This is a genomic window from uncultured Aquimarina sp. (genome assembly GCF_947496855.1).
Lineage (GTDB): Bacteria > Bacteroidota > Bacteroidia > Flavobacteriales > Flavobacteriaceae > Aquimarina.
In genome coordinates, this window is sequence record NZ_CANMED010000003.1 from 563148 (window position 1) to 577305 (window position 14158).

14 protein-coding genes are annotated in these 14158 nt (G+C 32.5%); 4 read left to right on the forward strand and 10 right to left on the reverse strand.

Going from position 1 to position 14158, the window contains the following annotated elements; genetic code table 11:
- Positions 1 to 147: 147 nt before the first annotated feature.
- From Q0921_RS11930 to Q0921_RS11965, 8 genes are all read right to left on the reverse strand, one after another.
- Positions 148 to 660 (reverse strand): PAS domain-containing protein, encoded by a 513-nt coding sequence (locus Q0921_RS11930; RefSeq protein ID WP_299257068.1) that lies wholly within the window; start codon positions 658 to 660, stop codon positions 148 to 150.
- Between the two features lie 95 nt (positions 661 to 755).
- Positions 756 to 3227: a TonB-dependent receptor gene (locus Q0921_RS11935; RefSeq protein WP_299257070.1), complete on the reverse strand. Its 2472-nt coding sequence runs from the start codon at positions 3225 to 3227 to the stop codon at positions 756 to 758.
- The gene (locus Q0921_RS11940; RefSeq protein ID WP_299257072.1) at positions 3208 to 4569 is read right to left on the reverse strand and encodes an HTTM domain-containing protein; all 1362 of its coding nucleotides are present in this window, start codon (positions 4567 to 4569) and stop codon (positions 3208 to 3210) included. The genes Q0921_RS11935 and Q0921_RS11940 overlap by 20 nt, the downstream gene beginning before the upstream one ends.
- 18 nt (positions 4570 to 4587) lie before the next feature.
- Complete coding sequence (locus Q0921_RS11945; RefSeq protein ID WP_299257074.1) at positions 4588 to 5703, reverse strand: imelysin family protein; 1116 nt, start codon at positions 5701 to 5703, stop codon at positions 4588 to 4590.
- A gap of 105 nt (positions 5704 to 5808) precedes the next feature.
- Positions 5809 to 7032 carry a DUF4856 domain-containing protein gene (locus tag Q0921_RS11950; RefSeq protein ID WP_299257076.1) on the reverse strand — a complete coding sequence of 408 codons (1224 nt, stop codon included), beginning with the start codon at positions 7030 to 7032 and terminating at the stop codon, positions 5809 to 5811.
- 255 nt (positions 7033 to 7287) lie between these two features.
- On the reverse strand, positions 7288 to 7440 hold the full coding sequence (locus tag Q0921_RS11955) for a hypothetical protein (protein WP_299257078.1): 153 nt from the start codon (positions 7438 to 7440) through the stop codon (positions 7288 to 7290).
- A gap of 30 nt (positions 7441 to 7470) precedes the next feature.
- Complete coding sequence (locus Q0921_RS11960) at positions 7471 to 7635, reverse strand: heme-binding domain-containing protein (RefSeq protein ID WP_367183341.1); 165 nt, start codon at positions 7633 to 7635, stop codon at positions 7471 to 7473.
- Positions 7636 to 7679: 44 nt separating this feature from the next.
- Complete coding sequence (locus Q0921_RS11965; protein WP_299257080.1) at positions 7680 to 8546, reverse strand: hydroxymethylglutaryl-CoA lyase; 867 nt, start codon at positions 8544 to 8546, stop codon at positions 7680 to 7682.
- Positions 8547 to 8766: 220 nt separating this feature from the next.
- Here Q0921_RS11965 and Q0921_RS11970 point away from each other — a divergent pair, with 220 nt between their 5' ends.
- Positions 8767 to 8937, forward strand: a complete 171-nt coding sequence (locus Q0921_RS11970; protein ID WP_299257084.1) for a hypothetical protein — start codon at positions 8767 to 8769, stop codon at positions 8935 to 8937.
- Between the two features lie 80 nt (positions 8938 to 9017).
- Here Q0921_RS11970 and Q0921_RS11975 read toward each other — a convergent pair whose 3' ends face one another.
- A complete protein-coding gene (locus Q0921_RS11975) occupies positions 9018 to 9644 on the reverse strand; it encodes a LysE family translocator (protein WP_299257086.1) in 627 nt (208 codons plus the stop codon).
- A gap of 162 nt (positions 9645 to 9806) precedes the next feature.
- On the opposite strand from Q0921_RS11975, the gene Q0921_RS11980 reads away from it, so the two are divergent.
- A complete protein-coding gene (locus tag Q0921_RS11980; RefSeq protein ID WP_299257088.1) occupies positions 9807 to 10715 on the forward strand; it encodes a spondin domain-containing protein in 909 nt (302 codons plus the stop codon).
- A 6-nt stretch (positions 10716 to 10721) separates the two neighbouring features.
- On the opposite strand, the gene Q0921_RS11985 is transcribed toward Q0921_RS11980, so the two are convergent.
- Positions 10722 to 11759 (reverse strand): quinone-dependent dihydroorotate dehydrogenase, encoded by a 1038-nt coding sequence (locus Q0921_RS11985; RefSeq protein WP_299257090.1) that lies wholly within the window; start codon positions 11757 to 11759, stop codon positions 10722 to 10724.
- A gap of 100 nt (positions 11760 to 11859) precedes the next feature.
- On the opposite strand from Q0921_RS11985, the gene pepT reads away from it, so the two are divergent.
- Together pepT and Q0921_RS11995 are read left to right on the forward strand one after the other, a co-directional pair.
- Positions 11860 to 13095, forward strand: a complete 1236-nt coding sequence (pepT, locus tag Q0921_RS11990) for a peptidase T (protein WP_299257092.1) — start codon at positions 11860 to 11862, stop codon at positions 13093 to 13095.
- A gap of 127 nt (positions 13096 to 13222) precedes the next feature.
- Positions 13223 to 14101: a mechanosensitive ion channel domain-containing protein gene (locus tag Q0921_RS11995; RefSeq protein WP_299257094.1), complete on the forward strand. Its 879-nt coding sequence runs from the start codon at positions 13223 to 13225 to the stop codon at positions 14099 to 14101.
- The last annotated feature ends 57 nt before the right edge of the window (positions 14102 to 14158 follow it).

Below are 14158 nucleotides of genomic sequence, written 5' to 3' on the forward strand. Positions count from 1 at the left end.
ACGAATTCCGAATTCAACACTATTAACTGAATAAACAACAAGGAAATACTTAATCAGGAATCAGTTTTGATTAATATCAGGAGATCATTACTAATAAGAAGTACTTGTTTTGAAATTAAATACGAAGAGGATAAGCTTAAAAAAACACTATGCAGCTTGCTCAAAAGCTATATAATTAACAAGTCTACCGCGCTTATCATGCACAGGAAAACCTTTGATATGACATAAGTAAGTAGATTTATCTTTTTTATAATTAACAATAGAAACCTCAAATGGCTCTTGCTTTTCTATCGCCATTCTTATAACATTAGATATTTTAGGATCAGTTTCTTTACCCTGAAACATTTTAGGGGAGTTACCTATTACTTCATCTGAGGTATACCCACTCATCTTTTCTATATTGTGAGTAGCATACACTATTTCAAGATCTGGATTAGTTACAACTATAACCGATTGCTTGTTAACCAGCTCGTTATGATAAACATCTTCAAAATCCCACTTTTTAGTGATTTTACTCAAAGAATCAAGATCTTTTTTAAAACTATTAAAAAACCAGTTATGTTCTCCATAAAATTCCCAAGAAGAAAGTGGTAAAACAAGTGCTGAACTAGCATTATAGTATTCAGCCATCATTGTATCGTATCCTTCAAACTCTTTCATAACATGTGTTTTAAACAAATTTATAGATTAAAACCAAAACCAAAGATTGAACAAAAGTTAATTATACAAGTAAACAAAAGTTAAATCTTACACAACTACCACTTAAATTGTAAAGTAGCGTACCAGGTTAAAGGATCAGAAGGGATAATTCCTGGTCCAGGATATCCTGTTGCTCTTTGTGTAAAATAACTTTCATCCAAAAGATTATTTATTCCTGTCTCTAGTTTAAACTTTTTATAAGAATAGGACAGCGATAGATCTAAAATTGAATAGGATGGTATTTCTCCTATAATACCGTTTCTATTATCTCCATCTAATGCCACAGCAGCATTAGAAACATCCGTAAATTGCTCAGAAAGATACGTATATTGTATGTTTGCCAGAAAGTTCTTATAACCAAATTTCAGACCAGCTTTTAAGTTGACCTCTGGTATAAACTCTACTTTATTTCCTTCAACTCCAGAAAGATCTGATGACGTATACTCTGAAGTAGTAAAGGAAGTATTAGCAAACAAGTTCAACCTATAATTTTCATTATCTCCTGACAAAGTATTCCAAACATTCCAATCCACAAAACTCTCTACTCCATATATAACTGCATCTCCGATATTTCCTCTTACTCGCTCAGCCCTATCATTAAATACAATACCAATTCTATCGTCATACACTAATCCAAAAACACTTATATCATAAGATAACATATTGTTTAACCTACCTCGTATGCCGATATCAGCAGTAAATCCTTCTTCGTCTCCTATATTAGGATCAACTCTAAATGTTGGACTCACAACTCTAATATCACTAAAAGTGATAGATCTATAATTCTGTGAAACGTTCGCATATGCTTCTAAAGAGTTGCTAATTTTATAACTCGATCCAATTCCAAGAAGAAAAAAAGATCGATCCAATTCTCTATTATCTGTCTCTATACTGTTAGCGATTGGATTACCTGCATTATCGAATACTACATCATTAAAGACCCCTTGACTTTCTGTCTTAATATATTCAAATCTAAATCCAGGAGTAACCGAAAACTTATCAGATATTTTAAATATGTTCTCCCCAAAAACGGCTAGATTAATATTAGGAAAATCAAAAGAAGATTGATTTGGATAATCCGGAAAAGCATCATCTTGAAAATCAAAATCCGGTCCAGATCCGATACCTCCCGACCCTTGCCTAGATTCATTAGAAGCTTTATAAAACTTTGAACCAATTAGTAAAACGGACTCTTTATCCAATAATTGATATCTAGTAAGTAATCTTGCTTCTGCTCCCCAATTTTTAAAATTATCAACAATAAGATCCCTCGAGTTTACAAAACCACCAGATCCATCAACTTCATCTATGTCGGTAATAGGATTAGTATTTAGACTCCCAGGAATACCTCTAAAACCAACAGCTGATCTCGAAGCATTTAACCCAAATAAATTAAAGCTAAAATCAGTCTTATCAGAGAACTCATGTTCTAGTTTCAGAGAAAATAACTTCCAATTTACATCAAACCAATTTCTAGTTCTATTACTAAATGTAGGATCTAAATTAAATTGCGTATCTGTTAAACCTCCTGGTTGTTTTGCCAAATAATCTAAATATGTAAATTCTCCAATCAACTTTGTTTTATCAGACAATTGATACCCTAAATGGAAATAAGCATTCTTAGAATCAAATTCAGAATTAGCTCTAAACCCATCCCCTTTTTTATAATTAAAATAGGTGTAATAACTAAACTTACCGATGGTACCTCCTAAACTATTGAAACTTGTAAAAAGGTTATAGGAACCTAATGTTTGACGAGAAACCAATTCTATTTTTTTATTAGGATTCGGTCTCTTCATTTTAAAGTTCAATAACCCACCGAATTGTGTTCCATATTGCAAAGAAGCAGCTCCACGAACTACCTGTATTTCTTCAATTGCTTCTGCAGGTGGTGTATAATAACTTTCGGGATATCCTAGAACATCAGCGCTGATATCATAACCATTCTGACGAGTATTGAAATTTGCTGTACGATTCGGATCCAATCCTCTCCCTCCAATATTAAGTTGTAATCCTCCACTACTATTTTCATAAATATTTAACCCAGCAACTTGCGCATAAATCTGTCGAGCATTATTAGAAGCTAAATTACCTTGTACATTACTCAATAATACTACTTCACTTTTCTTTCCTGCATATATCGCTGTTCCTTCTACAGGTTTTAATTGTTTAAGTCCAAAGACTTTTTCTCTTCGCTGAGTCACGATTACTTCTGACAGCTCTTCTCCCAAAAGATTTAAAACCAGCTTAATCTCAACATCCTTACTAACCGTAACTTCTTGTTCTAAAATCTCATAATCAAAACTGAAAACCGCAAGAAAATATACTCCTTCTGCTAACTCAGAAAACTCAAAACTTCCATCTACTTTTGTTATTTCTTGTTGCCCAGTAGTTCTATTATAAACCTCTGCACCCTGAACAGCTTGGTTATTTTGATTTCTTACAACTCCTTTAATCGTATACTGCGCTGAAACGATTGTAGTTATCAATAAAAAAAAGATAACTACATTACAATCCCTTAATCTCATCCTTAAATGGAATAATCCACGTTTTATGTTTAAATGACTCTTTTTGTTTCCCTAGATCCACATTAGGATCAATATATTCGCTACTTAATCTCCCATTAAGTGCTACATGACTTTCTACGAATACTTGTATATTTTGATGCCCTTGATTTTCGAAATGTGTTTTAAGATAATGTGCATACTCCAATATAAAATCAGGTTGCGTAGCCATTTGTTTTTGTTGAAAAGGAGTTAGAAAATCATCATTATCCACATAAAATCTATTCCCAGTTTCCCCATCTACAATCTTAAAATTTGCATATCCTGCCTTTTCCATTAACATCACTCGCCAAGAAAAACGGTACCCTTCTTCTGTCCAAAACAATTCACCAGGATATAGCATATATCGAAACGGCAAAAATAATTGAATTATAAAAAACAATCCCAAAACCGATGTCATAATTCTGGTTTTACTATATTGGAAAACCAACCTTCTATTTGTATCAAAATTTGTTTTATTTACACCACATATTTTAGAAATAAATTGTAGTATTTTATGATGAACACTACTATCAAAAAATAGTAATGCCCCAACAATCATAATATAAGGAAACATACCTATTGGAAAAAGTACTCTTGTTAAAACATGGAACACAACAACCATTAAAAAACCAAAAACTCTAGTCCTTTTGTACATCAATAAAAACGGAATTGTTAAGTCATAAATAGCACCTGTATAACTAAAAGCATAATGCATCCATTCTTGTTGCATTAGATCTCCTATTAATGGTATATCATATTTAGAAGGCAACCAAATTTTTAGAGGCATTGCTTTTTGCAACCAATCAGAATTTAACTTTGCCAAACCTGCGTAGAAATAAACAATTCCAAATAATAATTTCACAGCATCAATTGTCCAATTTGGTACTTTCTGAAAAGAAGTTCTTTTCATCTTAGCATCTAATGAATAATAAGCGTTAGCCGGTAAAAAAATAAGTAAAAAACTAAGTATACTAATAAAATAATAATGATTGAGATACGTGGTTTTATCCATTAATTCTATGTAGGTAAAACTTAGAAAAAACGTAATAATGCCTATTCTGTATTTATATCCAATAGCTACAAATACTGAAGAAACACCACATAAAACGAAAATCAAGTAGGTGTAAACACCCATAGGTTTAATAAAATCAAAACCATAATATGAGAAGAAAAAAGTTGGTTTGACATATAATTTGCCTATCCATCCATAACTCCAAAAACGAATAATACTAATCAACATCATCAAACCAAAAAAAATACGAAAGACTGCAAGTGGTGCAGCCTCCGTATTCTTTTTAAAATATTCGTTTAAATAATACCTCATATGATACTAAAAATAAATTTAATCTCCATCAGCATCGACAAAATCAACGTTTACCGATATAGCCTGAAGCATATCTACTTTTAGAAAGACTACATTTTTCTGAAGTTCATCGTATGTATTAAGCATTAGATTATTATTAGTCCGAACCTGTACAGAAAAATCATCGTTTAAGTTACCTGCTGTAGTTCTTGCCACATTAAACTGATTGTTAATTAAGGTACTTAAATCCTCCTCGTCTTTAATAGTATTGAGGAAATCAAGATATGTCTTTAAACTTTCACCAATAGTATTGCTTCCGAAATGTTTTCCATTAAAAAAGTCCTGCAAAGCATTAAAGTTTGCAATAAAAAGTGTTTTTGATAAATCACCTTTATAAATACCCTCTACTTTATCACTCAAAGGAGTTACAGAAAAAACACCAGCAGGAATACCAATCTTACCAGCTCGTAAATGTTTTTCATAATGAAATATAAAATCGTTGACCAATTTATCTAATGAACTTGTTGCCGAAGAACCACTATTGTTCACAAAAGAATCTCTATAACCTCCAGTCCAATCATTTAATACCTGTGATGTCATATCATCCATTCTGGTAATAAGCTCTATAAGATATGTTTCATAGCTTACACCTGTAGCGGCATCCGTATAGAAACCAACAATAGCATCATCAGAATCAGACAAACCATTAATCATATAATCAAATGCTCCAAAACCCTGCTCGTCTTGTTGAGAAATCGAAGTAAGGTCATAAGTTCCTGAAGAAATATTTGCTTCTATATTTGTTGCATTTACAGGATAAACGTTCATAAAGTTTCTGAAAGATATCTCTTCAGCTTTACCTATCTCAAACAGACTAACAGACTGCCAAGAAATAAATGCTGTCGACCAAGCCTGTCTTAAAGAAACCAAAGTAGCTTCATCGGTAGTGTTTATAAAATCAGAAGTAGCTGTTTTTAAAGCTGTCATATCTGTCGAGAAATTTTGATATGCAGGAATAATAATATTATCCGCAATATTTTCCAACATTGCTTTTCTGTCAAAATTATCAGTTGTTCCCGCACCATCATCACTCGACGAACAGGCTGCTACAATAAGAACCAAAATAGCCACTGTTAAAAACCCAAACTTCTTCATCTTATTTTTATTTATTCTTAATAAATTTTTGCAAATGTAAAAAAAGAGAAGAAATTGGTATAATTTCCTACCTCTTTTTTTACATTTTTATACTTTGTTTAATTTTTAGCTTCCTGCTTGTGCTACCGTAAAATCAAACTTGGATGCAATTGTTTCTGACATAGCATCTAATGTTGCAGGTGTTACATCCCATAAACCATTTGTACCTCCCATTAGATCATCAATTAAACTTTGAACTTCTGTTCTGGTGAAGTAAGGAGCATTACTATCGGATCTTCTTGTAAACTGTAAACTATAGATAAACCCATACCCTTCTGATAAATCATGAAAAGCACTTGCATAATCAATAATGGAAGCCTCTAAAGCTACTTTACCTTGCTGTAAATAATATACTGCTCTTATAGCAATGATTTCAGAAATTTTTTCTCTAATAATAGCCGCTTGCTGGTCACGAACTGTATAATTCTTAGCTACAATAGCTGCTCGACCCAATTTGAATGCATTATAGATTTCTTCTGCAATCCCTTCAAAGTCAGTATCACCTTCTACTCTACCAATGTATTTATTAAGAAAACTATCATCTGCACCAATTGTCGCATTAGGATTTGCAGCATTTACTGAAGCACCATATAAATATCCATAAGCTTCATCCCATTTATGCTCCATATTAGTATATGACTTACCATCTACTACAACGCCATTATCATTATTAGCTATATTATCAGCTTCATCAAGAACAGCAGTTCCTAAATAGTTGTTTAATGCCTGATCTGTCATTAATCCGCCTATCAAACTTTTTGCGAATGCTTGGTTTAATTCTAATCCTTTGGCATTTACATATCGATTAGATCCTCCTCCAGCTTCCTGTAAAACTCCCGAGTTACCAGCAGTAGCAGGTATCGCCCAGTTAGGAAACACCTCATCTATCTGACTTTTAATCCATCCATCAAAATCTGCTTTGATTGCTGCAGCATCAGTAACATTAGCAGAAAAATAATCTGCACTTGCAGCGGTTTTGCTTCGTACGCTTTTATCAGACAAATTTAAAGCAGCATCTTCAAAATCATCTGCATTTTCTTGATGATCGAACATTGCATCTATAATTCCTTCAGTACTTGTGTTATCGGTAAATTCACTAATAATCACTTCTGCCATTGCTATTCTAGTAGTTTGACCACTAAAGCTTACTGTACTTGCTCCATCACGTTGAAATTCATATGTAGCAGGAGATTCTACACCTACTATGGTTGTATCATCATCCGAAGAGCATGAACCTAAAATAATAGTCCCAGATATACATATAAACTTGATAAGATTTTTGAACTTCATGAGTATTTTTTATTTAGACTTAATATAAATAGTTTTTTATTTTGAGTGCAAATATATGTATCAAAACATATTTTACAAACTTTATTTATATTAAATCTAAATAAAATTAAATTTAACATTGAAGCAAACTGGAAGTAACTAATGTTAGCTCGTCTAAAACATTTATAGAAACATAGTAAACAATCAGTTACAACTTATGGCTAGTATTTATGAGATTTACCATTCAGAAATGCACTTTTTTCTAAGCTCTTTTGTCTAATTAACAAGTAATTCCATTTCTTCTTTTTCTAGATTCTCATGTATCCAGATATAAGATGAAAGCAGCATTTCTCCTTCCTCTACTTCCTCTACTTCTTCAATTAACTCTTCTAATTCATGACCTTTCTTTTTATTGAATACTGTCCTCAATCAAACACATTAAAATGCTATTTCCGAATACTAGGGATAAATTGTTTGATTGCTATGACAGTCATAAAGATTACTTTTAAATATCTCTTTTATTTCCGGAGCAGGCTTTGTTTCATTTTCAAAATAAGCAACAGATTCATAACAGGATTTATTCTTATCTAGTCTAATAAATTGTACAATTACTACTAACAACAATAGTCCTATTTTTCAAAATGTTTTTCATTTTATGAATCTATCTTTTAATGATACTTAGTAAATATTTTGGTCGCCTCGTTATGAGAAGATTCGAAGCTCATCATTCTAACATTAGTATCTGCTTTTGCAGTTGTAAAATAGGAAAGCATACGCTCAGTTGGCATATTACCGGTTAACTCATCCTTTGCCATTGGACATCCACCAAATCCTTGTATTGCCCCATCAAATCTTCTACAACCTGCTTTATAAGCAGCATCTACTTTTTCATGCCAGCTAGTAGGAGTTGTATGCAAATGTGCTCCGAATTCTATCTCTGGATATTTGGGGATCAAGTTAGCATATAAGTACTCTATAATCTCAGGATTGGATGTCCCAACAGTATCAGAAAGCGATAAAATCTTCACTCCCATAGTATTTAACCTCTCTGTCCAATCACCTACAATCTCTACATCCCAAGGATCTCCATAAGGATTACCAAAACCCATGGAAAGATATGCTACTACTTCTTTATTAGATCTATCAGCAATATTGAGAATTTCTTGCAAAGTTTCTACAGATTCTGCAATCGTCTTGTGTGTATTACGCATCTGGAAATTCTCAGAAATCGAAAAAGGATACCCTAAATAATCAATTTCTTTATGCTGCACTGCATCATTCGCTCCACGAACATTGGCTATAATAGCCAATAGTTTACTTTCAGTTATCGACAAATCTAACTTCGATAAAACTTCGGCCGTATCCACCATTTGCGGAATAGCTTTAGGAGATACAAAACTACCAAAATCTATCGTATCAAATCCACAACGCAAAAGCGATTGGATATATTGAACTTTTTTTTCGGTAGGAATAAAGTCCTTAATGCCTTGCATAGCATCTCTCGGGCATTCAATGATTTTTACTTTTTCAGCCATTTACAAGCGTCTATCTAAAGGAAATTTAATTAAGAGTATAAAAATATGATTATTTTTCAGAAAAGAGAATAAAAAATTTCATAGTAAAAATCACCATTACCGAACTATTTAAAAAAAAAGGTTTTTTTGATAGTAACATTTTACTTTTCGCGGAACAGGTATATAAAGATTCAATATTCGAATCTTTAAAACATTTATTAATAATTTTAAAAAAAAAATCATGTTAAAAAACATTTTAAATTTAGAAGGAGTACAAAAATTAAGTTTGGAAAATTTAATTTCTTTAAAAGGTGGTAGCCAACTTCCTTGTGGTGATCATGCAGGTAGATGGGTTTGGCATCAAGGAAGTTATGTTTGCGAAGAATCTATTGATCCTAATACAGATCAATAAACCTTTTGTTAGTTTGAACTAAATTTTAAAAAAGGTTGTCTAAAAAAAACAGACAACCTTTTCTAGCTCTTTAAGTATGATTATTTTTCAGAAAATAGGATAAAAACTCCGATTCCGATAAAGACAATAATTTGTAACCATTTTAGAAACATACCTATGCTAGAGTTATGCTTAATAAAATCTGAGAGATATCCTGCGGAAATAGCTATTAAACTAAACACTAAAAGAGACACTCCCATAAATAAAAAACCTAAAACATAAAACTGTGTTACACTACTTAACTCTTCGCTAAATAAAAACCCAGGAAAGAAAGCCAAAAAGAATATAGATACTTTAGGATTTAATACATTCATAATAAACCCTTGTCTAAATAATTGCGATAAACTTTTTTTTTCCACGGTATCAGCCGAAAGTTGTATCGCCCCACTATTTTTCCATACTTTATATGCTAAAAAAAATAAATATAGAGCCCCTAATAGTTTTATAACAAAAAATAACACTTCGCTTTGTTGTATGATAGTAGATACTCCGAAAGCTACTAATGTAGTATGCACCAAACAACCAGATATTAAACCAGCTACTGTTGCAAGGCCATATTTTTTGCCATTGACAATACTTTGCATCAATACATAAATATTATCTGGCCCTGGAGAAATAGATAAAATCAGAGTAGCGATTATGAAAGTGTATAAGATTTCAAAATTCATCCTTCTTTTTTGTAAGGTTTTGTATAAACGACCGACTGCCCAAAAGTATACATATCATTTTAAAACCAGTTCATAATAAATTATTATTGAATAATTAGGGTTATTCTTCATTCAACTGTTTAAAATATATAATACAAATTAAGATAACCAACAACCACACAAATGAAAAAACTTATTCTAAAAACTACACTATTATTCTTTTCACTAGCAACATTTGGTCAAACAACAGCCACATACGATATTATTTTCACCAGTAATTGGGAAGCTCATGGCACATTACCTGGCAATGCACATTTTACTGAATTAGTAGGCGCTGCACATAATAGTAATGTTACTTTTCTGGAAATGGGAGGTTTAGCCACTGCTGGCATAGAACAAGTTGCGGAAACTGGTGCTTTCGGTACTTTTAACTCAGAAATTACGAGTGCAATAAACGCTAATAATGCGGATCAATTTATTGAAGGGCCAAGTTTATTTTTCAATGGGTCTAGCAGAACTATCACGATAAGTGATATTACTATAAGTTCGGACTACCCCCTGATTAGCCTTGCCTCTATGATTGCCCCAAGTCCAGATTGGATGATTGCTGTAAATAGTGTTTCCCTATTAGATAACGGAGGACAATGGATTTCTGAAATTACATTGGATCTCTATGCATATGATGGAGGAACTGAAAACGGAACCGGTTATAGCTTAAATAACACTGCTACAGTTCCTCAGGAAACAATATCTAGCTTGCAGGGAATTGCTCCTTTTTCATCTGAAAAAATTGGAACTATTGTTTTTACACAAAAACAACTTAACCTACAAGATTTTGACAATACAAAAGATGCTATTACGATTTCTCCTAATCCAAGCAGTGGAAACATATCGATATCATCTTCAAAGGCAGCTACCATAAAAGAAATACAGGTTTATAATGTTTTAGGAAAAAAAGTAAGAGGTTATGATTTTAGAGAAAGTAACACAAATATTAACTTAGACCTCACCAATCTTAATTCTGGAATTTATTTAGTAAGACTTCATACCAACCTTGGAAAAACTGAAACTCAAAAAATAATCTTAAGATAGTTTATTTTATAATCCTTTTTTGATTATTTCTTTATTAATATCCTTAATCAATTTTGGCCCTTCATAAATAAAGCCTGTGTATAATTGGACAAGGCTTGCTCCTGCTTCTAATTTCTCTATCGCATCAGTAGCACTATGAATACCTCCTACTCCAATAATAGGAAAAGCTTTATTGCTTTTTTCTGACAAATATTTGATAACTGATGTGCTTCTGTTTTTTATAGGTTGGCCACTTAAACCTCCATTACCTATAACATCTAACTGCTCTTTTGAAGCTTTCAAACCTTCTCTAAACGTAGAAGTATTACTAGCGATAACACCGTCTAATTTAGTTACATTAACCAGCTCTATAATTTCATCAAGCTGACTATTATTTAAATCCGGTGCAATTTTTAATACAATAGGTTTTTGTGTATTGTTTGCATTATTTACTTCTTGCACAGCACTAATCAACTCTAATAAATAATCTTTATCATTTAACTTAGCGTGGCTACTAACATTAGGACAGCTGACATTAAGGACAAAATAATCTACATAAGGATGTAAAGCATTAAAACACTCCAAATAATCTCTGGTATAATCCTCTGGGGCAGTATCCGTATTTTTTCCAATATTACCACCAATAATGAGCTTTCCTTTATTTTTTTTTAGCTGTTCGATTGCAGCTTCTAGACCTTCATTATTAAACCCCATTCTATTAATAATTGCGCTATCCTCTTTTAGTCTAAACAATCTTTTCTTAGGGTTTCCTTCTTGTCCTCTTGGGGTTACAGTACCTATTTCAATAAATCCAAAACCAAAATTCCCTAATTCATTATAAAGTATTGCATTTTTATCAAATCCTGCAGCAAGTCCAACCGGATTCTTAAATTTTAACCCAAAAACCTCACGCTCTAATACTGGGTTTTTCACAAGATATAAACTTCTAAAAATTGATGAGAAGAAAGGTATTTTAGACATAATCCTTATCATTCTAAACGTGAAGTGATGCACTGTTTCAGGATCATATTTGAATAAAATTGGACGGACAAGCGATTTATACATTGAAAGATTCTTTTGCAGTGCAAAAATAAGTCTTAGTAGTTTCTAATAAAAGTGTATGAATGTGTATTTTTGAAATCTTCAAGATTAAAAACTCATCGCTATGATTCCAAAAAAACACATTATTGAAAGATTTGTAAGTTATGTAACCATAGATACCGAAAGTGACCCAAATAGTGACACAACACCAAGCACAAAAAAACAATGGGATCTTGCAAATAAATTAGTAGAAGAGTTAAAATCAATCGGTCTGGACGAAGTTACTATTGATGAAAATGCCTATATCATGGCAACATTACCTTCAAATGTAGATCACGATGTACCAACAATTGGTTTTATATCCCATTTTGATACTACTCCTGATTTTACAGGTGCAAATGTGAATCCACAAATTATTGAATCCTATGACGGTAAAGATATTATCCTTAACAGAAAAGAGAATATCATCTTGTCTCCGGATTATTTTGAAGATCTAAAATTATATAAGGGACAAACTTTAATTACTACGGACGGAACTACACTTCTTGGAGCAGATGATAAAGCTGGTATTGCCGAAATTATTTCGGCGATGGAATATCTTGTTCAACACCCTGAAATTAAACACGGAAAGGTCCGTATCGGTTTTACTCCAGATGAAGAAATTGGTAGAGGAGCTCATAAATTTGATGTTAAAAAGTTTGGAGCCGAATGGGCTTACACTATGGATGGCAGTCAGATTGGAGAACTAGAATATGAAAATTTTAATGCTGCTGGTGCTGTGGTTACCATAAAAGGTAAAATAGTACATCCAGGATATGCAAAAGGAAAAATGATTAATAGCATGTATATAGCACAGGATTTTATCAATTCTCTGCCCAGATTAGAAACTCCGGAACACACTAGCGATCGTGAAGGCTTTTTTCATTTACACACTATGAAGGGAGAGGTAGAAGAAACTAAACTAGAATACATTATAAGAGATCACGATAAAGAACATTTTGAAGCTCGTAAAGAGATGATGATTAAACTTACAAGCGAACTAAATAAACAATACGGAAAAGATACAGTTACTACTTATATTAACGATCAGTACTACAATATGAAGGAAAAGGTGGAACCTGTAATTCATATTGTAGCTATTGCAGAAGAAGCCATGAAAGAGTTAGGCATTACTCCTCTTATTAAACCAATTCGTGGTGGTACAGATGGCTCACAATTAAGCTATATGGGACTACCCTGTCCTAATATATTTGCTGGCGGACATAATTTTCATGGAAGATATGAGTACGTACCCGTAGAAAGTATGATTAAAGCTGTAGAAGTGATTGTTAAGATTGCAGAATTGACTGCCAAAAAATAATTTACAATTCATCGATAATTATTTCAGTTTAACGATTTTCTATATTTTTATTATTTAACAAGAAATATATCGCCGTTTATATAATAGTAGATTTATGTGATAAAATTTAATCACTAAAAAACACATTATGCAAACTACAGAAAAGGTAGTAGATACTACGATATCGGTTACTACAGAAACAGGAGGAACTATTATGAGCTCCCTTGGCGGTTTTTTCAATTCTATACAAGAAGGAGTTGGTCAATATGGGCTTAAAATTGTTGGAGGAATTGTAGCACTGTTAATAGGTTTATGGATCGTAAAAATGATCATGAAAGCTATTAAAAAAGCTTTTGACAGAAGTAAAGTAGATGGAACCTTAAAACCATTTCTAGTTACTCTTGTAAATTTCTTACTAAAAATATTACTATTCATTTCGATTGCAGGGATTGTAGGGATTCCTACAGCTACTTTTGCTGCATTATTAGCTGCAGTAGGATTAGCTATTGGTGGCGCCTTTAACGGTTCTCTAGGTCATATGGCCGCTGGAGTAATGTTACTTATTTTCAGACCTTTTAAAGTTGGAGACCTTATAGAAACTGGAGGAAAACTAGGTTTTGTAAAAGAGATCTCGGTTTTTGTTACGATTCTAGAAACTTTTCAGAATAAAACAGAAATTATCCCTAATGGAGCGATTACATCTGGCACTATTACTAATTTAACAACCATAGGCAACCTGAGAGTAGATATGCCTTTTGGTATTCAATATGGTACAGATATCGAAAAAGCAAAACAAATCGTTATGGACGTTATGAAAGCTGATCAAAAAGTAATGAAAGACCCTGCACCAAGAGTCGCGGTAAATAACCTAGGAGCAAATGGTGTAGAATTGTTAGCACTACCTTATTCTACTTGCGAAGATTATTGGGATGTATATTGGGATACAAGACAAAAAATTGTTGAAGCACTAGGTAATGCGGATTATGCTGCCCCATTACCACAGCGAATTGTAACTATGAAATCATAAAAAACATAATTTACTGCACAAAAAAAGCGTCGTATTAATTTAATACGACGCTTTTTA

Excerpts from the sequence above, each read along its gene's own strand:
- Q0921_RS11930 (WP_299257068.1), bottom strand. The coding sequence starts at position 660 with ATGAAAGAGTTTGAAGGATACGATACAATGATGGCTGAATACTATAAT.
- Q0921_RS11935 (WP_299257070.1), bottom strand. The coding sequence starts at position 3,227 with ATGAGATTAAGGGATTGTAATGTAGTTATCTTTTTTTTATTGATAACT.
- Q0921_RS11940 (WP_299257072.1), bottom strand. The coding sequence starts at position 4,569 with ATGAGGTATTATTTAAACGAATATTTTAAAAAGAATACGGAGGCTGCA.
- Q0921_RS11945 (WP_299257074.1), bottom strand. The coding sequence starts at position 5,703 with ATGAAGAAGTTTGGGTTTTTAACAGTGGCTATTTTGGTTCTTATTGTA.
- Q0921_RS11950 (WP_299257076.1), bottom strand. The coding sequence starts at position 7,032 with ATGAAGTTCAAAAATCTTATCAAGTTTATATGTATATCTGGGACTATT.
- Q0921_RS11965 (WP_299257080.1), bottom strand. The coding sequence starts at position 8,546 with ATGGCTGAAAAAGTAAAAATCATTGAATGCCCGAGAGATGCTATGCAA.
- Q0921_RS11970 (WP_299257084.1), top strand. The coding sequence starts at position 8,767 with ATGTTAAAAAACATTTTAAATTTAGAAGGAGTACAAAAATTAAGTTTG.
- Q0921_RS11975 (WP_299257086.1), bottom strand. The coding sequence starts at position 9,644 with ATGAATTTTGAAATCTTATACACTTTCATAATCGCTACTCTGATTTTA.
- Q0921_RS11980 (WP_299257088.1), top strand. The coding sequence starts at position 9,807 with ATGAAAAAACTTATTCTAAAAACTACACTATTATTCTTTTCACTAGCA.
- Q0921_RS11985 (WP_299257090.1), bottom strand. The coding sequence starts at position 11,759 with ATGTATAAATCGCTTGTCCGTCCAATTTTATTCAAATATGATCCTGAA.
- pepT (WP_299257092.1), top strand. The coding sequence starts at position 11,860 with ATGATTCCAAAAAAACACATTATTGAAAGATTTGTAAGTTATGTAACC.
- Q0921_RS11995 (WP_299257094.1), top strand. The coding sequence starts at position 13,223 with ATGCAAACTACAGAAAAGGTAGTAGATACTACGATATCGGTTACTACA.